Below are 24,857 nucleotides of genomic sequence, written 5' to 3'. Positions count from 1 at the left end.
ATCTGGCACACGGTTAACCGAAATTTAGCGGTCGCTCCCGTGAAAGTCACGAAAAATTAATTTCCGTGTATGTTGCCTAGCGCTAGGTCGTTCATTCATGTTTGCGCATGTAATTCGTTTCCCCGTTCCACCCTGCGCCAGGCATAGAAAAGGCCGCGTTGCCGCGGCCCTTTGCTCACCTTGGGGGAGTGCTGCAGGACTAACGTCCCAGTTCGAACACCGCCTCGATGCTGACGCTCAGCGTGGTTTCGCCTGGGGAGACCGGGGTGCTGTCGGCCTCCTTGGCCCGGGCCATCATCATCATCGGGCGCGGGCCGCCGCCGGTGCTGCCTTCCGAGAGGCTGACCACGCGCCGCACCTTCAGGCCCAGCCCGCGGGCGTAGGTCTCGGCGCGTGCCTGGGCCTGCTTCAGGGCCGCCAGGCGCGCCTGGTCGTAGACGGGGTCGGGATCGTCGATCTCGAAGGTCGGACCGTTGATCTGGTTGGCGCCGTGGGCGGCCAACGCATCGAGCACCTGGCCCAGGTCGGCGATCTTGCGGACCTTCAGGCTGACGGTATTGGTGGCCTGGTAGCCGGTGATCTTCGGCGCCTGATTGTCGCGGTAGTCGTACTGAGGGTTGAGCATCACGCCGCTGGTCTGGATGTCCTTGTCGGCAATGCCGGCCTGCTTGATCGCCGCCATGACCTGGGTCATCTGACGCGCGTTGTCACGCATGGCGGTGTTGCCGTCGGCCGCCTGGGTGACGACGCCGGCGGAGATCGTGGCGATGTCCGGTGCGCGGCTGGCCTCGGCCTGTGAAGAGATCGACAGCAGGGTGCCGTCAGCGGGCAGTGTGTAGCCGGACGGGCTGGCGGTCTGTGCGGACGCTGTCATGGCGGTACCTCCCAGGGCGAGCGTGAGGGCGAGCAGCAGCGGGCGTAGCGTGGTGTGCATGGTGAGTCCTGTCGTGGTGCGTGATGAAGAAGGTATTGCCCAGGCGATGAACGCACTGTCCGGGCGGGTGGGGTTGGCGCCTTGCGCGGGTCGCTGGCGCCCGTTCAGTCAGCTGCGCCGGGTTATCCTGTCGGCCATGGTGTTCCTCGCATCCCGATCCCCCAGGCGTGCCGAACTGCTGGCCCGTCTGGGCGTGGCATTCGAGCTGCTGACCCTCGATGTACCTGAACAGCGTGGGCCGGGCGAAGCGGCCTTGGACTACGTGCAGCGGGTGGCGCGAGAGAAGGCCCAGGCTGGCCTGTCCCAGCTCGACGGCCGGCAGGATGCGGTCGTGCTCGGCGCCGATACCGAGGTGATCCTGGACGACGTGGTATTTGGCAAGCCGGTCGATGCCGACGATGCCGGTGCGATGCTGGCGCGTCTGTCCGGGCGCACCCATCGCGTGGCCAGCGCGGTCGCCCTGGTCTCCAGTGCGCGCCAGGCCCAAGTGCTGAATGTGTCGGAAGTGACCTTTGCCGAACTGACCCCGCGGGCGATCGCCGAATACGTAGTCACCGGCGAGTCGATGGGCAAGGCCGGCGCCTATGCGATCCAGGGCCGCGGCGAGGCCTTCATCACCCACCTTTCCGGAAGCTATTCCGGTGTAATGGGCTTGCCGCTGCACGACGTGGCGCGCCTGCTCACGCAATTCGGAGTGAAGTGATGTCCGAGGAAATCCTGGTCAACGTCACCCCGCGGGAGACGCGGGTGGCGGTGGTCGAGAATGGAATGCTGCAGGAGCTGCACATCGAGCGCGGCTGGCGGCGCGGCATCGTGGGCAACATCTACAAGGGGCAGGTGCAGCGGGTCATGCCCGGCATGCAGGCCGCCTTCGTGGAAATCGGCCACGACCGGGCCGCATTTCTGCATGCCAGCGACATCGTGCGCCCGGCGCCCCCCGCTGCGGTCACCGCCGGTGAGGAAGTCTCCCTGCCGCCGCCGGCGCCGGCCTCGATTCTGGAACTGGTCCGCGACGGCCAGGATGTCGTCGTGCAAGTGGTCAAGGACCCCATCGGCACCAAGGGTGCGCGCCTGACCACGCAGATCTCCATCCCTTCCCGCTATCTGGTGCTGTTGCCGCAGTCCAAGGTGATCGGCGTGTCGGCCAGGATCGAGGACGAGGCCGAGCGCGCGCGGCTCAAGGGGCTGGTGACCGAGCTGTCGGCCAACCACGGCCACATGGGCTATATCGTGCGCACCAACGCCGAAGGGCAGACCGCCGAGGCGCTGGCCGAGGACGTGGCCTACCTGTCGCGGGTGTGGAACGTGATCAATCGCCGGGTCGGCGAGATGGCGCCGCGCGCGTTGCTCTACGAAGACCTCAGCCTGCCGCTGCGCGCGGTGCGCGACCTGATCCGCAAGGACGTGGACCGGGTCAAGGTGGATTCGCGCGAGACCTACGAGCGGCTGCAGGCCTTTGTGGCCAAGTACATGCCACCGTTGGCCGAGAAACTGGAGCTCTACGCCGGCGACCGGCCGATCTTCGACCTGTACGGGGTCGAGGACGAGATCGGCCGTGCGCTGGACAAGCAGGTGCCGCTCAAGTCCGGCGGCTACCTGGTCATCGACCAGACCGAGGCGATGACCACCATCGATGTGAACACCGGATCGTTCCTGGGCCAGCGCAACCTGGAGGAAACGGTCTACCGCACCAACCTGGAGGCGGCCCAGGCCGTGGCCCGGCAGCTGCGCCTGCGCAACCTGGGCGGCATCATCATCATCGACTTCATCGACATGTCCGATGCCGAGCACAAGCGCCAGGTCCTGCGCACGCTGGAGAAGGGCCTGTCGCGTGACCACGCCAAGACCACGGTGTATGACTTCTCGCCGTTGGGTCTGGTGGAGATGACCCGTAAGCGCACCGTGGAAAGTTTGGAGCGCCAGCTGTCCGAGCCGTGCACCGAGTGCGGCGGGCGCGGCACCATCAAGACCACCGAGACGGTCACCTACGAGATCTTCCGCGAGATCACCCGGGCCACGCGCCAGTTCGAGGCCGCGCGCCTGCTGGTGATCGCCTCCCCCAAGGTCGTGGCGCGCATCACCGACGAGGAATCCCAAGCGGTGGCCGAGCTGGAGGAATTCCTCGGCAAGTCGATCCGCTTCCAGGCCGATGCGCAGTACCTGCAGGAACAGTTCGATGTCGTCCTGCTCTGAAGGCCATTGCGGCAGCGTGCCGCAAGCGCCGGTTCGCTGAATGCCGGTCGCGTTCCATCACCGCCTGCGCGTGCTTCGCCGCGTGGTCTGGTACACGCTGGCGGTGGCGCTGGTGTGCGTGGCCGTGGTCCTGGGCGTGGTCAGCCAGCTGTTGCCCCTGGCCGAGCGCCATCCGGACCAGGTGGCGGCCTGGCTCAGCCAGCGCGCCGGGCGTCCGATCCAGTTCCAGTCGTTGCACACCCAGTGGACCCGGCGTGGACCGCTGCTGCAGCTCGACGGCCTGCACGTTGGGCCCAGCGGCGCCGGCGAGGGGATCGACATCGGCCAGGCCGAGGTCCTGGTCTCGCTGTATTCGGGCCTGCTGCCCGGTCGCCCCTTGACCGAGCTGCGCCTGCGCAACCTGGCCCTGGAGGCCGAGCGCGCCGCTGACGGCCGCTGGACGATCCGGGGCTTCCCGGGGCAGAAGCCGGGCGGAGACCCGTTCCATGCGCTCGACGGGCTGGGGGAGCTGCAGGTGGTCGACGGCCGCCTGCACGTGCTCGCACCTTCCCTGGGATGGGACCTGCAACTGCCACGCATCGACCTGCGACTGCGCGTCCAGGGTCGCCAGGTTGAGGCCGGCGCGCGGCTGCAGGGGCGCGCGGGCGGGGCGCCCATCCATCTCGCCGCACGGTTCGATCGGGACAGCGGCGACGGGCGAGCCTATCTGGAGGCGAAGGCCTTGCGGCTGGCCGACTGGGCGGCGCTGTCGGACCTGGCCGGGTTGAAGCTGGTGGATGGCCAAGGCAGCGTCCTGGTCTGGGCCAGCCTGCGCGGCAACCGCCTGGCGCAGGCGCAGGCGCAACTGGATGTGCGTCAGGTGACGCTGGCCGCGCGCGATGCGCCGGCACAGGCGCAGTTCGCCCGGATCCACGGGCAGGCGCGCGTGCGCGTGGCCGACCGCAGCTGGCGGCTGGATATCCCGCAATTGGCCTTCACTGGCGATGGCGCGGATGAGGGTGTGAGCGGGTTGAGCCTGGCCGGCGGTACGGCGTCGGCCCTGCGTGTCGAGCGCCTGCAAGCCGGTCCGCTGCTGCGGGTGGTGGGGCTCAGTGACCGTGTCGCGCCGGCGCTGCGCGCCTGGCTACGCCAGGCCAAGCCCAGGGTCGGCCTGTCCCAGGTGGAAATGGCCGGCGACCTGCAAGGGCCGCTGCGCGTGCAGGCGCACGTCGATGGGCTGTCCTTCGATCCAGTGGGCCATGCGCCCGGCCTGTCCGGGTTGGGCGGTGCGCTGACCGGTGATGCACAGGGTGTGGCGTTGGCGCTGGACCCGGCCGTGCCGTTTCGTTTCGACTGGCCGGCGGGCTTTGGCGTGGTGCATCCCGCCACGCTGCACGGCACCCTGGCCGCGTGGCGCGAAGGCGCTGGATGGAAGGTTGGCACGCCGTCGCTGGTGGTGGACGGTCCGGACTTCGGCGTGACCGCGCGTGCGGACGTGTGGTTCCAGAACGACGGCACGCGCCCCTGGCTGAACGTGTCCGCCGATGTGCACGACACACCGGTGCCCGCCGCGCGCGGTTTCTGGGTGCGCCATCTGATGTCCAAGCCTGCGCTGGAGTGGCTGGATCGCGCGATGCAGGGCGGGACGGTGCGGCATGGCACCGGTCTGGTCGGCGGCGATCTGGATGATTGGCCTTTCGTGCACCACGAGGGCCTGTTCGATGCACAGGCCGATATCGATAAGGGACGGATCCGGTTCCAGCCAGACTGGCCGGACATGACCGATCTCGATGCGCACGTTCGCTTTATCAACAATGGGTTCTCGCTCAGTGGCAAGGGCCGGCTGGACGAGGTGCCGATCTCGCGGATCGAGGGCGGCATCGCGGACTGGCACGAAACGGTGCTCAAGCTGAACGCCCAGGGCGGTGACGATGCCGCCAGGCTGCTGGCGCTGCTGCGCCACAGCCCCTTGCAGAAGGCCTATGGCACGGCGATGCAAGGCCTGACCGCCTCGGGCCCGGCCCACGTGGATTTCGGCATGACCCTACCGCTGCGCGGCGGCGCGCAGCCGGACATCAGTGGCCAGGTGCAGTTGACCGGTGCGCAACTGGCCGACAGCACCTACGACCTGGCCTTCAGCGGGGTCAACGGCACGGCCAGCTATTCGGAAGGCGGTTTCGATGCGCCCCAGCTCGACGCCCTGCGCAACGGCGCGCCCGCGCGGCTGAGCCTGCGCGCGGGGGACGCGGCACAGAGCCCGGACCATGTGTTCGAGGCGCGCCTGCAGGCGCCGCTGACCAGCGATGAGCTGCTCGACCGCGTACCGGACCTGGCATGGATGAAGCGCTATCTCCAGGGACGCTCGCCGTGGACGATCAACGTCGGCGTCGGGACGCCGCCGCAGGCGGGCGGCGATCCGCCGGTGCAGATCACCGCGCAGTCGGATCTGGTTGGAACCGCGCTGAAGCTGCCGGCGCCGTTGGACAAGCCGGCCGGGCGTGCCCTGGCTTCGACCGTCGCAATCCAGATGCCGCTCGAACAGGGCCGGGTGGACGTCAATTTCGGCAAGCTGCTCGCCTTGCGCGCGCAGGAGCGCAATGGCGCCACAGGCGTGCGCGTGGAACTGGGGCGCGGCAGCGTGGCCCAGGCCGTGCCGGCCAGTGGCCTGAGCGCCGGTGGCACCGCCGGTGCGCTGGATGCGGCGGGCTGGATCGCGGTGGCACGCGCCTCGGGCAGCGCGCCGGCCGATGATCCGCTGGTCAAGGCCGGGGCCGCCGTCGCCAAGCTCGGTGCCGCTTCCACCACCGCGCCGCCGGTGCCTCCGGTGACGGCCCCCGCAGCCTCGTCCAGCCAGCCCCTGGCGCTGCGCGGGATCGATATCACGGCGCAGAAGTTGCTGTTGATCGGTGGCGTGTTTCCCGGCACACGGGTCCAGGTCTCGCCGGCGCGCGATGCGCTGGACGTGCGCCTGGATGGCAGCGCGTTGTCGGGCAACGTGCATGTCCCCGACGATGCCGATGCAGCCGTGCAGGGCACCCTGGATCGCCTCTACTGGGTCTCGGCCACACCGTCGCCGCCGGACGGGGCAGCGTCACCGACTTCGCCGGCCAATGGGTCAACGTCCGAAGAGGACGACCTGGATCCGGCCGCGCTTCCGCCGCTGGCGCTGCAAATCGGCGACCTGCGCTTTGGCCAGGCGCGGCTGGGGCAGGCGATGCTGCGCACCCGCAAGGTGCCAGGCGGGCTGCAGATCCAGACCCTGACCATGCATTCGGACCAGCAGGCCATCGACGTCACCGGCGACTGGACTGGGCACGGCCCCAACGCCCGCACGCATCTTGTCGCCAAGGTCGACAGTCGCGACGTAGGGGCGCTGATGGACGGCCTGGGCTTCACCGGGCGGTTGCGCGGCGGCGAGGGCGAGATCGACCTGGACCTGGCCTGGCCGTCGAGCCCGGCAGGGTTTTCGCTGGGGGCGCTCGATGGCAGCGCCAAGCTGGACGTGCGCAACGGCGCGCTGCTCGAGGTCGAGCCGGGCGCCGGGCGTGTGCTCGGCCTGTTCAGCCTGACCCAGCTCCCGCGCCGGCTGATGCTGGATTTCCGCGACTTCTTCTCCAAGGGGTTCGCGTTCAATCGCGTGCACGGTGACGTGGCCTTCGTCGCTGGACAGGCGCGCACCGACAACACCGTCATGGAAGGCCCCGCAGCCGAGATCCGCATCGGGGGGCAGACCGACCTGAAGGCGCAGACCTTCGACCAGACCATCGATGTACTGCCCAAGTCGGGCAACCTGCTGACCGTGGTTGGTGCGGTGGCCGGCGGCCCGGTCGGGGCGGCGGTGGGCGCTGCGGCCAATGCGGTCCTGCGCAAGCCGCTGGGGCAGATCGGGGCCAAGACCTACCATGTGACCGGGCCCTGGAAGGATCCGAGCGTCGAGGTCACCGAGCACGCCGCACCGGCGACCACGCCCGCCCCGGACGCCACCACGCCGGCCACCGACACCCCGCAAGACACCGCGCGCCCCTCGTCGCCCTGACCGTCGCCCTTGCATTCCCCCTCTCCAGCCCGATCATTGAACCCATGAGCACATCCGCACTCGCCCTTGCCGAATCCCGTCTGCTGCTGCCCGCGGGCCTGGACCAGTCCGGGCTGGACCGCACGTTCGGCGCGCTGCTGGGGCCCGGCATCGACTTCGGCGATCTGTATTTCCAGCACACCCGCCGTGAGAGCTGGACGGTGGAGGACGGCATCGTCAAGGACGGTGCGCACTCGATCGAGCAGGGCGTGGGCGTGCGCGCGATCTCCGGCGAGAAGACCGGGTTTGCGTATTCGGACGACATCAACGCCAGTGCGCTGCTGACCGCGGCCGGCTCGGCCCGGGCAATCGCCCGCGACGGCGCCAGCCATAGCCCGCGCACCCTGGTGCGCGGCCAGGGCCGCTCGTTGTACGCGCCCGAAGACCCGGTCGATGCGATGGACAACGATGCCAAGGTCGCCGCCTTACGTGCGGTGGACAAGCTGCTGCGCGCGGCCGATCCGCGCGTGCAGCAGGTCAGCGTCAGCCTGTCCGGCGGCGTGGACACAGTGCTGGTGGCGCGCAGCGACGGGGTGCTGGCCTCTGACGTGCGCCCGCTGGTGCGCCTGAACGTGCAGGTGATCGTCGAGCAGAACGGCCGCCGCGAATCCGGCTATGCCGGCTACGGCGGGCGCTACTCCTATGCCGAGCTGCTGGCCGACGGCAAGCCGGAGCATTTCGCGCGCGAAGCGCTGCGCCAGGCGCTGGTCAACCTGGAAGCAGTCGATGCGCCGGCCGGGGTGATGCCGGTGGTGCTGGCCTCGGGCTGGCCGGGCGTGCTGCTGCACGAGGCCGTCGGCCACGGCCTGGAAGGTGACTTCAACCGCAAGGGCACCAGCGTCTACGCCGGTCGTATCGGCCAGCAGGTCGCGTCCAAGGGCGTGACCATCGTCGACGACGGCACCCTGGAGGGCCGCCGTGGCTCGCTCAACATCGACGACGAAGGCCAGCAGACCCAGTGCACCACGCTGATCGAGGATGGCGTGCTGGTGGGCTACATGCAGGACAGCCTCAACGCGCGTCTGATGGGCATGGCGCCGACCGGCAACGGCCGGCGAGAATCCTTCGCCCACCTGCCGATGCCGCGCATGACCAACACCTACATGCTGGCCGGGCAGCACGAGCCGGACGAAATGATCCGCTCGGTCAAGAAGGGTCTGTATGCGGTCAACTTCGGCGGCGGCCAGGTCGACATCACCAGCGGCAAGTACGTGTTCTCCGCGACCGAGGCCTACCTGATCGAGGACGGCAAGATCACCGCGCCGGTCAAGGGCGCCACCCTGATCGGCAACGGGCCGGAGACCATGCAGAAGGTGCGCATGGTCGGCAACGACCTGGCGCTGGATACCGGCGTGGGCGTGTGCGGCAAGGACGGGCAGAGCGTGCCTGTCGGGGTCGGCCAGCCCTCGCTGCTGATCGACGGACTCACCGTGGGCGGCACGCAGGCCTGAGGCGCGCGATGCCGACGTTGCGGCATGCGCGCGAGGACTCAGTCGTCCTCGTCCGGCTCGATCCCATCTGCGGGTGCGTCGTCGCCGTCGAGCAGGGCGCGGATCTCGCGGTACAGCGTGCGGTAGGCGGCTGGCGGCTTGTTCTTCCTGCGCTCTTCGCCCACGTTGCGGATCAGCTGGCGCAGGCGCTGGCGATCCGCGTCTGGATGGGTGTCCAACAGCTCGGTCAGGGCCTCGGGCTCGTCCAGCAGGCGCTCGCGCCAGGTCTCGGCCTGATGCATCAGACCGGTTTCGCGGCGCGCGCTGTCGCCGCCGGCGTCCAGCGCGTCGCGGATCGCCTCCAAGGTGGCGTCGTCTTCCTTGCGCATCTGCTTGGCCAGGAACTGCAGCTGGCGCTTGTGGGCAATATGCGAGGTCACCTTCTGGGTGTCGTACACATGCTCCAGCAGTTCCTCGCTCATGGGCAGCTGGGCCAGGCGGGCGGCCGGCAGGGCCACCAGTTGCTCGGCCAGCGTGCGCACCTCCAGCGCGTCCTGGCGCTGCTGGGTGCGGCTGGGGCTGTAGAACTCGCCGGTGTCCGGATCGCGTCCGCGCATGCTCACTTCACCTTTCAAGGCGCGCGCATCACAGGGCGCGCCGAATCCAACATCAGATCGACAAGGATAAGCCATTGAACGCCATCACTTCTCCCGTGCACGACGACAGCGATGCGCGACTGGACCACTTGGCCCAATTGTCCGAGCGCCTGCTGGACATGGCCCGCCGGGGTGGCGCCACCCAGGCCGAGGTCAGCTGCAGCGAGGACCGTGGCCTGAACGTCAACGTGCGCCTGGGCGAGGTGGAGACGGTCGAGTCCACCCAGGACCGGGCCATCGGCGTGACCGTGTACTTCGGCCAGCGCAAGGGCAGTGCCAGCACCGCCGACCTGCGCGAAGACAGCCTGGCGGCCACCGTCGAGCAAGCCTGCGCCATCGCCCGCTATACCGAGGACGATGAGGCCGCCGGCCTGGCCGATGCCACGCGCATGGCCACCGACTTCCCGGACCTGGACACCTGGCATCCCTGGGCGCTGGACGCCGATACCGCCGTGGACCTGGCGCTGGCCTGCGAGGCCGCCGGGCGCCAGGCCGACGCGCGCATCAGCAATTCCGATGGCGCATCGGTGGGCAGCGGCTACGGGCTTTCGGTCTACGCCAATTCGCATGGATTCATCGGCCGTGAGCGCGGAACGCATCACTCCATCAGCTGCGCGCTGATCGCTGGCAGTGGCGAGGGCATGCAGCGCGATGGCTGGTACAGCACCGCCCTGATGCGCGAGAAGCTCGAAGCGGCCGAAGCGGTCGGCCTGCGCGCGGCGCAGCGCACCGTGGCGCGGCTGGCCCCGCGCGATGTGGCCACCGGGCAGTACCCGGTGCTGTTCAATGCGGAAGTCGCGCGCTCGCTCATCGGCCACCTGCTCGGCGCGGTCAGCGGCGGCGCGCTGTACCGCAAGGCCAGCTTCCTGCTGGACCGGGCCGGTACCCAGGTGTTCCCGGACTGGTTTTCCATCGACGAACTGCCACGCCTGCGCGGCGGGCTGCGTTCGGGCAACTTCGACGCCGAGGGCGTGGCCACGGTGGATTCGCCACTGGTCGCCGGCGGCGTGCTGCAGCGCTACGTGCTGGGCAGCTACTCGGCGCGCAAGCTCGGCCTGTCCAGTACCGGCAATGCCGGCGGGGTGCACAACCTCAGGGTGTCCAGCAACGCCGGAGACCGGGCCGCGATGCTGGCCGGCATGGGCAGTGGCCTGTTGGTCACCGAGCTGATGGGGCAGGGCGTCAACGGCGTGACCGGCGATTACTCGCGTGGCGCCGGCGGCTTCTGGGTGGAGAACGGGCAGCTGGCCTATCCGGTGGACAACGTCACCGTCGCCGGCAACCTCAAGGACATCTTCGCCGCGATCGAGGCGGTGGGCAGCGACCTGGATGCGCGCTCGCACATCGGCATGGGCTCGCTGCTGGTGGGACGGATGACCGTTGCCGGCGGGCAATGACGTATTGATGCGTTATCGCCGGGTTGACGGGCGACAGCCGGCCGCTGACAGTTGCCTGCCTCCATCCACCCGATGCGTTCCACCACCACCTAAGGAAGCCAACGCCCATGAACGAGTTCGAGAACGCCACCGCGCCGCCGCCGCCGCCGGCGGGTACTGCCCCGCAGGAGGACCGGACGGTCGCGCTCATCGTGCACCTGACCGGCATCGTCACCGGCTTCATCGTGCCGCTGATCATCTGGCTGGTGAACAAGGACAATCCCGCCAAGGCCTGGCTCAACGATCAGTCCAAGGAGGCGCTCAACTTCCAGATCACCGTGTTCTTCGGCTATGTGATCTGCTGGGTGCTGGCCTTCGTGATCATCGGGGGCCTGCTCATGCCGCTGGTCTGGCTGGTCAACCTGGTGTTCTGCATCCTGGCCGGACTCAAGGCCAATGAAGGCGTTGCCTATCGCTATCCCTTCGCGATCCGGCTGATCAAGTAGTCCGCCGCCCGCCAACGCGACCACGAGCCCGGCCATGCGCCGGGCTTTTTTGTGCTTCCCGTCCCGGCGTGGCACACCGTCGCTACTGAACGGGGGTGGGGCCCGTGCGCGCCGGTCAACCGCATCGCCGCTGGCCCGTTAGCCTCCGCATCGTCCTTGATCGAGGAATGCGTCATGGTCACCGCTCAGTCGGTCAGTGCCGCCAACCGTTTCGGCCTGGGTGCCCGTCCGGGAGAACTCGCAGGCCTGGGCGACCCGCAGGGCTGGTTGCTCGCCCAGCTCAAGTCGCCTCCGTCGGCGTCGGCCCTGCAGGCCCTGCCCGACAGTCTGGCCTACCTGCGCCAGAACATCGCCCTGCAGCAGGCCCGGCGTCAAGCCCGCCAACAGGGCATGCCCCCGCCCAAGGACATGGCGCGCGACATGCGCCGCGACCAGTTGCATGAGCTGGCGCTGCGCCAGCAGGTCGCGGTGGCCAGCCAGGCCAGTTTCGTCGAACGCATGGTGCGGTTCTGGTCGAACCACTTCGCCGTCTCGGTGGACAAGCGCGTGGCCGCCCCCTACGCCGCACCGATGGAGCGCGAGGCGATCCGCCCGCACGTGCTGGGCCACTTTGGTGACCTGCTGCTGGCGGTGGAGACGCACCCGGCCATGCTGCGCTTCCTGGACAACGTGCGCTCGGTGGGGGCGGATTCGAAACTCGCCACCCGCGTGCGCCAGCGCAACCCCGACAAGGCGCCGGGCCTCAACGAAAACCTCGCGCGCGAGATCATGGAGCTGCACACCGTGGGGGTGCATGGCGGCTACACGCAGACCGATGTGACCGAATTCGCCAAGGCCATCACCGGCTGGGGCGTGCCGATGCCACAGGACTTTCAGCGCGGCGCGCCGGATTCGGCTTTCGCCTTCCGCGCCAACGCGCACGAGGCCGGCGCGCGCACGGTCATGGGTCGGCGCTACGCGGAAGCCGGCGTGGCGCAGGGTCGCGCCATCCTGGCCGACCTGGCGGTGCATCCGGCCACGGCGCGGCATGTTTCGACCAAGATCGCGCGTCACCTGATCAGCGACACCCCGCCGCAGCCGGTGGTGGAGGCGATGGTCAAGGCCTGGCGCGACAGTGGTGGCGCACTGGCGCAGGTGTATGCCGCGCTGATCCGGCACCCGGCCGCGTGGGGCCCGCAGGCGCGCAAGTTCAAGACGCCCGACGACTACCTGCTCTCGGCACTGCGCGCCGGCGGCGCGCTGGCCAAGGATCGGCCGCAGTTGCAGGTGACCCTGCTCGCCCGCATGGGGCAGCCGCCGTTCACGCCGCGCTCGCCGGCCGGGTTCGAGGACGATGCCGCGCAATGGAGCGGCCCGGATGCGCTGTGGAAGCGGGTGCAGGCCAGCCAGGCCCTGGCCGAAGCCGTGCCGGAAGACCGCCTGGACCCGCTGGGCACCGCGCAGGCGGTGTTTGCCGACACGCTCGATGCCGACACGCGCACCGCGCTGACCCGTGCCGAATCCCCGCGCGATGGACTGGCCCTGCTGTTCGCCAGCCCCGCCTTCCAATGGAGGACCTGACGATGTCCCTGACCCGACGTGCCTTCCTTGGCGCCGCTGGCGCCCTGACCACGCTCACCCTGTGGCCCCAGCTCGGGGCCGCTGCGCAACGCGCCAACGACACGCGCCTGCTGGTGATCCTGCTGCGCGGCGGCCTGGATGGGCTGCATGTGCTGGTGCCCACCGAAGATCCTGCGTATCGCGACTTGCGCGGCGACCTGGCACCGACCGACACGCTCAAGCTGGACGCGCATTTCGGCCTGCACCCGTCGCTGGCCTTTGCCCACACGCTGTATGGCCAGCGTCAGTTGCTGCCGGTGGTGGCGATTGCCCCGCCGTACCAGCAGCGCTCGCATTTCGAGGCCCAGGACTGCCTGGAGAACGGCAGCGCCCGCCCCAGCGGCGCCAGCACCGGCTGGCTCAACCGCTGTGCCAGCGCGATGGCCGGCACCGAGGCCTTGTCGATCACCACGGTGATGCCGCTGATCATGCGGGGGCCAGGCGATGCCTCGACGTGGTCGCCGCCGTTGCCCGAGGCGGTCAATCCGATCCTGCTGCAGCGCCTGCAAGGCCTGTATGCGCACGATCCCGTGTTGGCCGCCTCGTTCCAGCGTGCCATGGACACGCAGGGCGTGAGCGGCGGCAAGGGCGCGGGCGGCAAAGGGCGCATGGCGGAGGCCACCGCGGCCGCGGCGCGCTTCATGTCGCAGGCCGACGGCCCGCGCATCGGTTTCGTCGAGGACTCGGGTTGGGATACCCACGCCAACCAGGCCGGCGTGCTGAAGAACAAGCTCGCCGAACTGGACGACGGCCTGCGCGCCTTTCATGACAACGCCCGGGCCATCTGGGGCAGGACCGTGGTGGTGGTGGTCACCGAATTCGGCCGCACCGCCAGGGTCAACGGCACCGGTGGCACCGACCACGGCACCGGCGGCGTGGCCCTGCTGGCCGGCGGCGCGGTGCGCGGTGGCCGCATCGCCGGCGACTGGCCCGGCCTGTTGCCCGCCGCCCTCAACGAAGGCCGCGACCTACGCGTCACCACCGACATGCGCGCCCTGTTCAAGGCCGTGCTGGCCGGTCACCTGAAGGTGGACGAAGGTCGGCTGCAGACGGCGGTGTTTCCGGACAGCGGCAAGGTGCCGCTCATGGAGGGGCTGCTCGCCTGATCCATTGCGAACTGGCAAAGCCCTGCGCTGCAACGCCTTCCCCTGGCCGCGCGCGGAGCAGGCTGCCTCATCGGGAACCCGTTGGACGGCGTGCGTTCCCGGTCGCCGCGCGCGGACGAGGAAAATCGAGTGATCAACGGTAGCGCGCGGCCACGGTATCGCTGGACAGATGCGCTGACATCGTCTGGCGGGCGGCCTCGAAGGCGTCCCACTCCTCGCCGGCATGCAGCGAGGGGATGCTGATCCGTTCGCCACGGTCCAGGCCACGCAGGGCGGCGTCGACCAGATCTTCGGTGCGCATGACGATCTCCTTGGGAAGGTGCTCCACCGGCAGGCCGCCAGTGGCCCAAAAGTCGGTGGCCGTCGCACCCGGCAGCACCGCCTGGACGTGCACGCCGGTCCCTTCCAGCTCCTTTTGCAGCGACTGGCTGAAGGCGGTCACGAAGGCCTTGCTGCCGCCGTAGACGCCATTGAGGGCTTCCGGCGCCAGGCTGACGATGGAAGAAATGTTGATGAGGGTCCCGCGGCCGCGCGCCACCATCTGCGGGACGGCGGCATAGGTCAGGCGCATCAGTGCGGTGACGTTGAGCTCGACCATCGCGGTCATGCGCTCGACATCGCTCTCCAGCAACGGGGTGTGGGTTCCGATGCCTGCGTTGTTGACCAGAACCGTGATGTCGGCGTCCTGCTTGAGTCGTTGCTCGACCGTCGCCAACGCGTCGCGGCGGCCCAGGTCGGCGGCGATGACTTCGACCGAGCGTTGGGTCTGGCTGGTGATGCGCTCGGCCAGGGCGTTGAGTCGCTGACGATCGCGTGCGACCAGGATCAGGTCATGTCCGCGGCCGGCCAGGCGCTCGGCGTAGACCGCGCCGATACCGGAAGAGGCGCCTGTCACCAGGGCGACACCAGGCGTGGATGGGGACTGCGTAGACATTGTGCTTTCTCCAGTGGGCGGCGATGGCCGCGGGATGTGGTGAAAGCCTGCGCTCGATGGACCTTGGCGCAAATGACGCATATATTCGTTTTTTAGGACATGCGAGATCGGCGACGATGCATCGCGTTGGTTATGTACTGGGGGACGGTTTCCAGGTCATGGCGCTGGGCTCGCAGGCGGTGTTCGAGTTCGCCAACCTGGTGGCCGGCGAGACCTTCTATGTGGTGGAGAACTGGTCGCCTGAAGGCGGGGAGGTCAATGCATCCCTGGGCATGCGGGTGGTGACGCGTGAACTCACCGGGCGCAGTCGCGCCGATACCTGGATGCTGGTGGGGGTGATCGATCCGCTGGCCCGTCCGGCTTCCCAGGCGCTGCTGCAATTCGTTCGCCGCGTGGCGCCTCGGGCCAGGCGCGTGGCGGGCATCTGCACCGGGGGCTTCATCCTGGCCGAGGCCGGCCTGCTCGCGCAGCGCCGGGCCACCACGCACTGGGCTTTCGCCGAGCACATGCAGCAACGCTACCCCGATATCCAGGTGGAACCCGATCGGATCTTCATCCTGGATGGCCCGTTCTGGACATCGGCTGGCATGACCGCCGCGCTGGACATGGCGCTTGGCATGGTCGAGAAGGATCTGGGGCCGGATGTGGCACGTGCCGTCGCGCACCGGCTTGTCATGCACCATCGCCGCGCCGGCGGACAGACCCAGCATTCGGAACTGTTGGAACTCGCGCCGCGCAGCGACCGTATCCAGCAGGCGCTCGACTATGCAAGGCGCCATTTGGGCAGTTCTCTGAGCGTGGAACAGCTTGCCGAGCAGGTCAGCCTGAGCCCTCGGCAATTCAGCCGGGTGTTTACGGCGGAAACCGGCCAGTCACCTGCCAAGGCCATCGAAGCGCTGCGCGTGGAGGCCGCGCGTGTCATGGTGGAACAGGGGCGCCATCCGCTGGAAGTGATCGCCCGCGAGACGGGCTTTCGCGACCGTCGGCATCTGCGCGAAGTGTTCTTGCGTCGTTTCGGCGTGGCACCTCAGGCGTTGCGGCGGCATACGCGTAGCAGGCCCGACGCATGAGACCAGGGCTGAAGTGCTGGCCCCTATGCCTTCCGAAGCCGCTCACCATGCGGGGACACGCCTGGGCAAGCCCGCGTGGCAAGTTGTCCCGTGTCCTTGCAAGGCTTCCGCGGCGTTGCAGGCATACGAAAGGCTTGAAGCAAATCCTGCCGTCCAAGCGTGACCCGCCCCGCCCCGGACGCCAGGACAGGTTGATGCAGCTTAAGCTGCCATTGGGTGTGGCGCGTTCAGTGCATGGGCGCTCGGGCGCTGGCGGCTTCCTTCAAAACAACTTCCCAGGACGCCGAGCGTCCCGTTTTTCGTTCAAGCTCACACGATGAACACCACCACGCTTCTGCAGGACATGGGCGGTCCGGACGCCGTACATCGCCTGGCCCATGCCTGGCACGTGCGGGTGCTGGCCGATCCGGTGGTCGCGCACGCCTTCAGTCACGGCTTCCACCCGCAGCACACCGAGCGCCTGGCTGCGTATTGGGTCGAAGCGTGGGGCGGGCCGGCGGCGTATTCGAGTCGGTTCGGCTCCGAGTCGGACGTAGTGCGCATGCACAGCGGCAATGGCGTGCACGAGGAGATGGATGCGCAGGCCATCGCCTGTTTCGCGCTGGCACTGGACGATATCGGGCTGGACGATGCATCGCTGCGGCAGGCGCTGCTGGACTACTTCAGCTGGGCCACGCGCGCGCGGATGGCGGCGTATCCGGCCTCGCCTCAGGACGTGCCCGACGATCTGCGCATCGCGCGCTGGTCGCGGGCAGGCCTGCTGGGCGAGGACTAAGCCCACGCCGCACCGGGGCCTCCGGCCGGCGGGCAGACGGCGTAAGCGTCTGGTGCCGGGACCCATGACCAAAGCAACTTCCCGGCGGGGAAAACTGACAGGATAGTCAGGCTGGGTCGCCGCATCGGCGGCTGCCGTCCCTCCCACCGTCACGAGGATGCTTGCCCCATGAAGAACACCGCCCTGGCCCTGGCCATTGCCTCTGTCTGCGCCCTGCCTGTCGCGGCCCTGGCGGCTCCGCAGGATGCCGGCCAGGTCACCCCGGACATGGTCCAGACCGGCTCGGACATCCCCAAGGCGTGGCAGCAGCCGGAAGGCAACTTCGACTACGTCAAGCGCGAGGTCATGATCCCCATGCGCGACGGGGTCAAGCTGCATACGGTCATCGTCATCCCAAAGGGGGCGCATGACCTGCCGATCCTGCTGGAGCGCACGCCCTACGACGCCAGCGGCTTTGCCCCCAACAACAGCCCGCACATGGCCGACGCGGTGAGGCCTGGCAACAAGGATTGGGCCGACGGCAGCACCATCCTGGTGTGGCAGGACATCCGCGGCAAGTACGGTTCGGAGGGCGACTACGTCATGACCCGCCCGCCGCGCGGCCCGCTCAACCCGACCAAGACCGATGACACCACCGATGCCTGGGACACCATCGACTGGCTGGTGAAGAACCTCAAGGAAACCAACGGCAACGTCGGCATGATCGGCTCGTCCTACGACGGCTGGACGGTGGCCATGGCGCTGCTGGACCCGCATCCGGCGCTCAAGGCCGCCGCGCCGGAGAGCCCGATGATCGACGGCTGGATGGGCGATGACTGGTACCACCACGGCGCGCTGCGCCTGGTCAACCTGGATTACTTCACCGGGCAGATGACCAAGCAGGGCAAGGGGGAGGACGTCCCGCGCGACACCGACGACGATTACGTCAACTTCCTGGAGGCCGGTTCGGCTGGCGCATATGCCAAGGCGCATGGCTTCGAGCAGCTGCCGTGGTGGAATCGGTTTGCCGCACACCCGGCCTACGACGCCTTCTGGCAGCTGCAGGCGCTGGACAAGATCGTGGCGGCGCATCCGTCCAACGTGCCGACGATGTGGCTGCAGGGCCTGTGGGACCAGGAGGACATCTACGGTGCCGTCCACACCTGGGAGGCGCTGCAGCAGGCCGGCCACGGCAGCAATAACCACCTGGTGATGGGCCCGTGGTTCCACAGCCAGATCAACCGCGATGGCTGGGAGCTGGGCCCGCTGAAGTGGCCGGGCAACACCACCGCGCAGTTCCGCCAGGAGGTGATGATCCCCTGGTTCAACCATTATCTGCGCGGCACGCCGATGGCCAAGCCGCTGCCGCAGGCGATGATCTACAACCCGGCCGAGCAGCATTGGGATCGCTTCAACGACTGGAAGGTCGCCGACGCGCAGAAGCTCACGCCGCTGTACCTGCAGGCCGACAGGGGGCTGGGCTTCGAGCAGCCCGCCGGTGGCAGCGACAGCTATGTGTCCGACCCGGCCAACCCGGTGCCTTACCTGTCGCGCCCGATCCCGCAGGAGAACGACCGCTGGCGGACCTGGCTGGTGCAGGACCAGCGCTTTGCGGAGAACCGGGGCGATGTGCTGACCTACACCACGCCGGTGCTGGACAAGGCGGTCACCGTGGAAGGCGCGCCGATCGCCGACCTGTTCGCCCGGACCACGGGCACCGATGGCGATTTCGTGGTCAAGGTGATCGACGTGTATCCGGGATCGGACGCGCTCAACCCGGACATGAGCGGCTATGAGCTGCCGGTGTCGATGGATATCTTCCGCGGGCGCTACCGCAAGAGTTTTGCCGACCCCTCGGCGATCCCGGCCAACCAGGTGCAGGAATACAAGTTCCGCCTGCCGACGATCAATTACGTGTTCAAGCCCGGCCACCGGATCATGGTGCAGATCCAGTCTTCGCTGTTCCCGCTGTACGACCGCAACCCGCAGACCTACGTGTCCAACATCCTGTTCGCCAAGCCCGCCGACTACCAGAAGGCCACGGTGACGGTCGAGCATGGTGCGGACGGCCGCAGCGCGGTACTGCTGCCGGTGGTGGCGCATTCGACTGCCAGTCACTGAGTAACCCGGCGCGCCTGGCCCGCCAGGCGCGCCTCGCTCAATGGCTGCGCTGGACCGCCAGTTCGCCCAGCGCGGTCAGGGGCGAGGCCGCCGTGCCGAACGGGCCCAGCAGCTCCCGCATCCGGGCGGCCAACTGGTCCAGTTTCGCCTTCGCGCCGTCCATGCCCAGCAGTGCCGGGTAGGTGGATTTGTCCTGCGCCGCATCCTTGCCGGCGGTCTTGCCGAGCACCTCGGAGCTGGCTTCCACGTCGAGGATGTCGTCACGCACCTGGAAGGCCAGCCCCAGCGCTTCGGCGAAGGCATCCAGGCGTTGCAGGGTTTCCTCGTCCACGCCGCCGGCCAGGGCGCCCAGGCGCACGCTGGCGCGGATCAGCGCGCCGGTCTTGAGGGCGTGCATCTGCTGCAGGGCCTCGACCGACTGGCGCTGTCCGGTGGCGTCGATATCCAGTGCCTGGCCGCCGCACATGCCGGCCACGCCGCTGGCCCGGGCCAGGGTCTGCAGCCAGGCCACGCGCAGCACTGCACCGGCCTGGCTGGCGGCCAGCACCTCGAAGGCCAGGGTCTGCAGCGCATCGCCGGCGAGGATGGCGGTGGCCTCGTCGAAGGCGACATGCACGGTCGGCTGGCCGCGGCGCAGGGCGTCGTCGTCCATCGCCGGCAGGTCGTCGTGGACCAGCGAATAGGCGTGGATCAATTCCACCGCCGTGGCCGGGGCGTCCAGCACCGCTTCATCGGCGCCGGTCAGGGTGCCGGCGGCGTAAACCAGCAATGGGCGCATGCGCTTGCCGCCGCCGAGGGCCGCGTGGCGCATGGCCGCGTGCAGGCGCTGCGGGGCGAGGTCCGGGTTGGGGAGCGCCGCGTCCAGCGAGGCTTCCACACGCTGTGCCCAGCGTGCGAACGCCGCCTCAGTCGCCATCGGGCAGCGGCGCGAAGGGTTCGGCGGTGTCGGGGCGGTCCGGGTCGCTGAGCAGGCGCACGCGCAGCTCGGCCTGTTCCAGCGCGGTGCGGCAGCTGCGGTACAGGCCCACCCCACGCTCGTAGGCGGCCAGGGAATCTTCCAGGCTCAGCTCGCCCTGTTCCATGCGTCCGACCAGCTGTTCCAGCTCGTCCAGGGATTGTTCGAAGTGCGCCACGGGCGAGGCGTCGGCTGTGGGTTTCTTTGCCATGCGCAAAGTGTGGGCGCCCCCCGGCGATGGGTCAATCGCGCACAGCCGGGCGCCACTGCAGGCGTGCGTTGCGTTCATGCAGCCAGGCCGCCAGGGTGGCTGACTGGACGCGATCCCCGGCGGCCAGGACCGTGCCATCGACGTCGCGCAACACCGGCAGGCGCTGGCGTTCCCATGGCGGGATGCCCAACTCCTGCAGCACGTGCTTGAGCGCATGGTGGTGCTGGCGACCGGGCAGTTGGATGCGCTCGCCGCCCTGGCGCGCGCCGGCCAGCAGGGGCGTCTCGAACCGGGCCGCGCCTTCGAGTTGCAGGTGGCCGCCGCCGGGCACTTGCAGCGCGGCGCTGCCATCCCAGGTCGCCTGCCAGTCGGCAGGCAAGGGGCCCAGCACCGGCCCGGCATGGAGTTGGTCGCGCCAGCGCCGCAGGCGCACGCCGTCCCAGTCAAAGCGCGCCTGGGCGTCGTGGCGTGGTGTCAGCAGGCTCGCCTCCAGCGCCTCGACCCCGCGGGCTGGCAGTGGCGGCAGGCCAAGCTGCGCGATCCAGTGCCGCACCGCGCGGGCGCGACGCGCCGGCGTCAGCGCCAGCAGCGCACCGACCGAAAGCACCTGCGGGTCGGCCGCCTGGACCAGGGCCAGGGTCGCCGCGTCATGTTCGATCATCAGCCCGGCGGTCTGCGCGCTCAGCGCGGCACTGCGGGCCAGCAGGGCATCGGCCTGCGGCCAGCGCTGGCGCAGCAGCGGCAGCACCTGGTGGCGCAGGAAGTTGCGGTCCAGCCGGGTGTCGGCATTGCTGGCATCTTCGATCCACGCAAGATCGTGGCTCAGTGCGTAGGCCTTGAGCGCGTCGCGGGGCAGCGCCAGCCACGGCCGCCACAACCAGCCCTGGGCGAAGCGGCGCAGGGGCCGCATCGCGCCGAGCCCGTCCGGCCCCGAAGCGCGCAGCGCACGCAGCAAGAAGGTCTCGGCCTGGTCGTCCTGGTGGTGTGCGGCGATCAGCACATCGTCCGGGCCCAGGACGTCGGCAAAGGCGGCATGGCGTGCGTGGCGTGCGGCGGCCTCCGGGCCGGCGTCGGCATCGCGCGGCACCTGGACGTGGCGGACCTCCAGCGGCACCTCCCACTGGCGGCAGAGCGCTGCGCAGTGCGCGGCCCAGGCATCGGCCTGCGGCTGCAGCCCGTGATGGACGTGCACCGCGTGCAGCCGTGACTGGAAACCTGCGATCTGGCGCAGGGCATGGAGCAGTACGGTGGAGTCCAGTCCGCCGCTGAAAGCGACCCACAGGGCGCCAGCATCCCGGACAGGGCTGGGCGGAGCGGCGAGGGGGGCGGACAGCGGGGACATGACCCGACATGGTGCCATGCCGGGCGGGCGCGGTCGGTGGGCATCGGTTTTGCCCCCGCGCTGGACTCAGAGCGGAATCGCCCCCGGGGCGCGTTCCTCGGTGCGTTGCCGCTCGCGCATGCGCATGGAAGGTGGCGCCGGCGGCCGGTCGATGCCCTTGGTCAGCAGCCAGGACTGGCAGGCTTGCTGCCAATCGTGCATCTGCTCGGGGACCTGGGCGTAAAAGGCGTCTTCGACGATGGGCATGCGGCCCTCGTTGGACTCCAGGGTGCCGGCCAGGCGCGAGCCGGGCAGGTCGTGCATGCGCCGGGTGGGGTCGCCGCCGTGCTCCAGCAACCAGTACAAGCGGTCGAAACGCCCGATCTTGGCGTACCAGCTCAGCACCGTGTCGTAGCCGTCGTGGCTGTACAGCGTGGTGTCCAGGTCGGCGCCGGACATGATCAGCCGCTGCACGTTGATCCAATGGCCGTTGATGAAGGCCACGTACAACAGGGGGCGGCCCTGGGCGTCGCGGCCGTTGGCATCGCCGCCATGCTGCAGCAGTTCGGTCAGGTAGGTCGGGTCGACCATGGCCGCGGCCGGGACCAGGGCGGTCTCGGCCGCCGGCCCGCCGTCCACGGCCTGGCTGAGCTGGCGCGCATTGGGCGAGGCGCCGGCATCGAGCAGCAGCGCCAGGCCCCTGGGGTTATGGGTGATCACCGGCCAGGCCACCAGCGGGCGACCGGTATGGTCGAAGATTCTGTCCGGATCCACGCCCTTCTCGTAGATCAGCTTGCCGATCGCCTCGGCATCGCCACGATCCACCGCGCGCGCCAAGGCCAGACCCTGGCCGGAAAAATAGTCGGCCGGGTCCAGTGGCAGCTTGGCCAGGTTGGGCGGCGGTAGATACAGGTACAGACCGAGCCCGATCAGCATGGCCGCGGTCAGCAGCGCCAGTGTGATGCGGGCAATCCAGTTCAGGCGGCCGGTGGAGGGTGGGGGCGCCAACGCGGTGTGCTCCAGGGTTTGGGTCATCATCGCCACGTCAAAACCGACCCACCCAGGACGGCGCCGGTCTCGCATGCGGAGACCGGGCGCGGCTACAGTGGCCGCCGGATTTTCGATGGGATCGCTTCATGGCCAAGGCCTCCTCCAAGCCACGCACCGCCTATGTCTGTGGCGAATGCGGCGCCGAATACAGCAAGTGGCAAGGCCAGTGCACCGAGTGTAATGCCTGGAACTCGCTGACGCAGATCGTGATCGAGCCTGCGGCGGCTGAAGCGCCGGCCGCGGCACGGCGCACCGGTTGGGCCGGCAAGGCCGAAGCGCCCAAGATCACCGCGCTCAAGGACGTGCGCAGCAGCGAGGAGGTGCGCGTCTCCACCGGCATCGGTGAATTCGACCGGGTGCTGGGCGGCGGCCTGGTGGAAGGCGCGGTGGTGCTGGTCGGCGGCGATCCGGGCATCGGCAAGTCCACCCTGCTGCTGCAGTCGCTGGCTTCGATGGCCGCGCGATTGCCGGTGCTGTATGTCACCGGCGAGGAGTCGCTGGCGCAGGTGGCCGGCCGCGCAGTGCGCCTGGATCTGCCGCTGGAAGGGCTCGACGCGCTGGCTGAGACCGGCGTGGAAGCCATCCTGCAGCACGCCTCCCGCGCCCGCCCGAAGCTGATCGTGGCCGATTCGGTCCAGACCCTGTGGACCGAGACCCTCACCGCCGCGCCCGGCTCGGTCAGCCAGGTGCGCGAAAGCGCCGCGCGCCTGGTGCGCTATGCCAAGGAGACCGGCACGGCCGTGTTTTTGGTCGGCCATGTCACCAAGGAGGGCGGCATCGCCGGCCCGCGCGTGCTCGAACACATGGTCGATGCGGTGCTGTATTTCGAGGGCGAGTCGGGCAGCCGCTTCCGCGTGCTGCGCGCGTTCAAGAACCGCTTCGGCGCCGTCAACGAGCTGGGCGTGTTCGCCATGGGCGACAAAGGCCTCAAGGAGGTCTCCAACCCCTCGGCGATCTTCCTCACCGGGGGCAGCACGCGCCAGCCCGGCAGCTGCGTGATGGTCACCCGCGAGGGCACGCGGCCGCTGCTGGTGGAAGTGCAGGCGCTGGTCGATGCCTCGCCGCTGTCCAATCCGCGGCGCGTGGCCGTCGGCCTGGAGGGCAATCGCCTGGCGATGCTGCTGGCGGTACTGCACCGCCACGGCGGGATCATGGTCGGCGACCAGGATGTCTTCATCAACGTGGTCGGCGGCATCCGCGTGCAGGAGACCGCCGCCGACCTGCCGGCGCTGCTGGCGGTGCTCTCCAGTCTGCGCGACGCGCCGCTGGCCGAAAAGACGATCGCCTTCGGCGAGGTCGGCCTGTCCGGCGAGATCCGCCCGGTGCCTAACGGCGAGGACCGCCTGCGCGAAGCGGCCACCCATGGCTTCAAACGCGCGATCGTCCCGCGTGCCAACGCCCCCAAGTCCGCGAGCATCAAGGGCATGGAGGTGATCGCAGTCGAGCGCCTGTCCGATGCGCTGGAGGCGGCGTTCGGCTGAGTGCGCCGCGCCGCATGACGCTTTTGCCAGCTTGGCAACGGCGGGTGCCTAGACGTTGTCGCCCCCAACCCTATTCAGTTTAAGATGCGCGCCCCGCATGGATGCGAGGCGGCGCAAGACGCCTTCCAACTTCCATGCCTGGGTTTCTTGAACTGTGAGGAGTTGTTGGATGGAATGGATGTTGATGCCGTTGAAGCGCTACGCGGATTTTTCCGGGCGTTCGCGACGCAAGGAATACTGGATGTTTGCCCTGTTCTATACGCTGGTGCTGCTGGCAACCGTGCTGGTGATGGCGCTGGGCGCGGCGATGGCCGCGCCGGCCGAACGTCCCGGCGTACTGGGTTACGTTGGCTTTGCGCTGATGATGCTGGCGATCCTGGCGTTTCTGGTGCCCAGTCTGGCCGTGCAGGTGCGTCGCTTCCACGACATGGACAAGTCCGGCTGGATGGTGCTGCTCAACCTTATTCCCTACGTGGGCGGCTTCGTGGTGCTGATCATGATGATGCTCGAGGGCACGCCCGGCCCGAACCGCTACGGCGAGGCGGTCAAGTAGGCGATCGGTTCTCACTGATCAAGCAAAAAGCCGCCTGAGGGGCGGCTTTTTGCTTTGGGTCAGGCATGCCGAAGCAAGGGGCCGTCCACTTGCGTGGCGGAGCGGCCCGAGCCGCAAGACGCTCAAGCCAGCCGATGCAGCGCGCAGAGCTTGTGGCCGTCCAGGTCGCGCACGTAGGCGATATAGGCGTTGCCCAGGCTGCTGTTGCGCTCGCCAGGCGGGTGTTCGATCGAGGTGCCCCCGGCGGCGACGGCTGCGTCGTGGAAGGCGCGGACCTGTTCCGGCGAGTCGCATTTGAAGCCCAGCGTGGCGCCGTTGGCGCAGGTCGCCGGTTCATCGTTGATGGGCTGGCTGATGCAGAAGCTGTTGCCGGCGTGCCGATAGAAGTAGCGGACGTGGCCGCTGCCGGCGACGTTGCGCAGCGGGGCACCGACACCGACGGTGGCCAGAACTGCGTCGTAGAACGCCTTGGCGCGCTCGATGTCGTTACTGCCGATCATGACGTGGTTGAACATGCGAGGTCTCCTGGTTCGGGGATGACTGGAAAAGCGAA

General features: G+C 68.9%; 21 protein-coding genes. 13 read left to right on the top strand and 8 right to left on the bottom strand.

Features of this window, described 5'->3' with window-relative positions; genetic code table 11:
• Positions 1 to 199 precede the first annotated feature (199 nt).
• Positions 200 to 934: an SIMPL domain-containing protein gene (locus PJ250_RS19855; RefSeq protein WP_271646354.1), complete on the bottom strand. Its 735-nt coding sequence runs from the start codon at positions 932 to 934 to the stop codon at positions 200 to 202.
• A 136-nt stretch (positions 935 to 1,070) separates the two neighbouring features.
• Between PJ250_RS19855 and PJ250_RS19850 the strand changes: the two genes are divergently transcribed.
• From PJ250_RS19850 to tldD, 4 genes are read left to right on the top strand one after another with little or no spacing between them, the layout of a single operon-like run.
• A complete protein-coding gene (locus PJ250_RS19850) occupies positions 1,071 to 1,637 on the top strand; it encodes a Maf family protein (RefSeq protein WP_271648714.1) in 567 nt (188 codons plus the stop codon).
• Entirely contained in the window at positions 1,637 to 3,127 is a 1,491-nt protein-coding gene (gene rng / locus PJ250_RS19845) for a ribonuclease G (RefSeq protein WP_271646353.1), read from the top strand. Before PJ250_RS19850 ends, rng begins: the two co-directional genes overlap by 1 nt.
• A 40-nt stretch (positions 3,128 to 3,167) precedes the next feature.
• Positions 3,168 to 7,142, top strand: coding sequence for a YhdP family protein (locus PJ250_RS19840; protein WP_271646352.1), 3,975 nt, complete (start codon positions 3,168 to 3,170; stop codon positions 7,140 to 7,142).
• Positions 7,143 to 7,186: 44 nt separating this feature from the next.
• Positions 7,187 to 8,632, top strand: a complete 1,446-nt coding sequence (tldD, locus tag PJ250_RS19835) for a metalloprotease TldD (protein WP_271646351.1) — start codon at positions 7,187 to 7,189, stop codon at positions 8,630 to 8,632.
• A 38-nt stretch (positions 8,633 to 8,670) separates the two neighbouring features.
• Here tldD and yjgA read toward each other — a convergent pair whose 3' ends face one another.
• Positions 8,671 to 9,228: a ribosome biogenesis factor YjgA gene (gene yjgA / locus PJ250_RS19830; protein WP_271646349.1), complete on the bottom strand. Its 558-nt coding sequence runs from the start codon at positions 9,226 to 9,228 to the stop codon at positions 8,671 to 8,673.
• 74 nt (positions 9,229 to 9,302) lie between these two features.
• On the opposite strand from yjgA, the gene pmbA reads away from it, so the two are divergent.
• From pmbA to PJ250_RS19810, 4 genes are all read left to right on the top strand, one after another.
• Entirely contained in the window at positions 9,303 to 10,664 is a 1,362-nt protein-coding gene (gene pmbA / locus PJ250_RS19825) for a metalloprotease PmbA (RefSeq protein ID WP_271646348.1), read from the top strand.
• A 107-nt stretch (positions 10,665 to 10,771) separates the two neighbouring features.
• A complete protein-coding gene (locus tag PJ250_RS19820; protein WP_271646347.1) occupies positions 10,772 to 11,149 on the top strand; it encodes a DUF4870 domain-containing protein in 378 nt (125 codons plus the stop codon).
• A gap of 174 nt (positions 11,150 to 11,323) precedes the next feature.
• On the top strand, positions 11,324 to 12,709 hold the full coding sequence (locus PJ250_RS19815; RefSeq protein ID WP_271646346.1) for a DUF1800 domain-containing protein: 1,386 nt from the start codon (positions 11,324 to 11,326) through the stop codon (positions 12,707 to 12,709).
• Between the two features lie 2 nt (positions 12,710 to 12,711).
• Positions 12,712 to 13,854: a DUF1501 domain-containing protein gene (locus PJ250_RS19810; RefSeq protein ID WP_271646345.1), complete on the top strand. Its 1,143-nt coding sequence runs from the start codon at positions 12,712 to 12,714 to the stop codon at positions 13,852 to 13,854.
• A 133-nt stretch (positions 13,855 to 13,987) separates the two neighbouring features.
• Here the strand turns inward: PJ250_RS19810 and PJ250_RS19805 are convergent, their stop codons facing one another.
• Positions 13,988 to 14,788: an SDR family NAD(P)-dependent oxidoreductase gene (locus PJ250_RS19805; RefSeq protein ID WP_271646344.1), complete on the bottom strand. Its 801-nt coding sequence runs from the start codon at positions 14,786 to 14,788 to the stop codon at positions 13,988 to 13,990.
• 56 nt (positions 14,789 to 14,844) lie between these two features.
• Between PJ250_RS19805 and PJ250_RS19800 the strand changes: the two genes are divergently transcribed.
• The 3 genes from PJ250_RS19800 (at position 14,845) to PJ250_RS19790 (ending at position 18,733) form a co-directional block, all read left to right on the top strand.
• Positions 14,845 to 15,858, top strand: a complete 1,014-nt coding sequence (locus tag PJ250_RS19800; RefSeq protein ID WP_271646343.1) for a GlxA family transcriptional regulator — start codon at positions 14,845 to 14,847, stop codon at positions 15,856 to 15,858.
• A gap of 316 nt (positions 15,859 to 16,174) precedes the next feature.
• Positions 16,175 to 16,633, top strand: coding sequence for a group II truncated hemoglobin (locus PJ250_RS19795; protein WP_271646342.1), 459 nt, complete (start codon positions 16,175 to 16,177; stop codon positions 16,631 to 16,633).
• Positions 16,634 to 16,801: 168 nt separating this feature from the next.
• Complete coding sequence (locus tag PJ250_RS19790; protein WP_271646341.1) at positions 16,802 to 18,733, top strand: CocE/NonD family hydrolase; 1,932 nt, start codon at positions 16,802 to 16,804, stop codon at positions 18,731 to 18,733.
• A gap of 37 nt (positions 18,734 to 18,770) precedes the next feature.
• On the opposite strand, the gene PJ250_RS19785 is transcribed toward PJ250_RS19790, so the two are convergent.
• The 4 genes from PJ250_RS19785 to PJ250_RS19770 all read right to left on the bottom strand — a co-directional run bounded on the left by PJ250_RS19785 (position 18,771) and on the right by PJ250_RS19770 (position 22,255).
• Positions 18,771 to 19,649 carry a polyprenyl synthetase family protein gene (locus tag PJ250_RS19785; protein ID WP_271646340.1) on the bottom strand — a complete coding sequence of 293 codons (879 nt, stop codon included), beginning with the start codon at positions 19,647 to 19,649 and terminating at the stop codon, positions 18,771 to 18,773.
• Complete coding sequence (locus PJ250_RS19780) at positions 19,639 to 19,899, bottom strand: exodeoxyribonuclease VII small subunit (protein WP_271646339.1); 261 nt, start codon at positions 19,897 to 19,899, stop codon at positions 19,639 to 19,641. Before PJ250_RS19780 ends, PJ250_RS19785 begins: the two co-directional genes overlap by 11 nt.
• Before the next feature lie 31 nt (positions 19,900 to 19,930).
• Positions 19,931 to 21,241 (bottom strand): tRNA lysidine(34) synthetase TilS, encoded by a 1,311-nt coding sequence (tilS, locus tag PJ250_RS19775; protein ID WP_271646338.1) that lies wholly within the window; start codon positions 21,239 to 21,241, stop codon positions 19,931 to 19,933.
• 66 nt (positions 21,242 to 21,307) lie between these two features.
• Positions 21,308 to 22,255, bottom strand: a complete 948-nt coding sequence (locus PJ250_RS19770) for an ankyrin repeat domain-containing protein (RefSeq protein ID WP_271646337.1) — start codon at positions 22,253 to 22,255, stop codon at positions 21,308 to 21,310.
• A gap of 101 nt (positions 22,256 to 22,356) precedes the next feature.
• On the opposite strand from PJ250_RS19770, the gene radA reads away from it, so the two are divergent.
• A complete protein-coding gene (radA, locus tag PJ250_RS19765) occupies positions 22,357 to 23,751 on the top strand; it encodes a DNA repair protein RadA (RefSeq protein ID WP_271646336.1) in 1,395 nt (464 codons plus the stop codon).
• A gap of 169 nt (positions 23,752 to 23,920) precedes the next feature.
• Positions 23,921 to 24,304, top strand: a complete 384-nt coding sequence (locus PJ250_RS19760) for a DUF805 domain-containing protein (protein ID WP_271646334.1) — start codon at positions 23,921 to 23,923, stop codon at positions 24,302 to 24,304.
• 122 nt (positions 24,305 to 24,426) lie between these two features.
• Here PJ250_RS19760 and PJ250_RS19755 read toward each other — a convergent pair whose 3' ends face one another.
• A complete protein-coding gene (locus PJ250_RS19755) occupies positions 24,427 to 24,819 on the bottom strand; it encodes a VOC family protein (protein ID WP_271646332.1) in 393 nt (130 codons plus the stop codon).
• Positions 24,820 to 24,857 lie beyond the last annotated feature (38 nt).

Origin of the sequence: Pseudoxanthomonas sp. JBR18 (genome assembly GCF_028198165.1) — a bacterium.
GTDB lineage: Bacteria > Pseudomonadota > Gammaproteobacteria > Xanthomonadales > Xanthomonadaceae > Pseudoxanthomonas_A.
The sequence above is the reverse complement of the archived record's forward strand: the minus strand, read 5'-3'. Positions and strand labels throughout refer to the sequence as shown.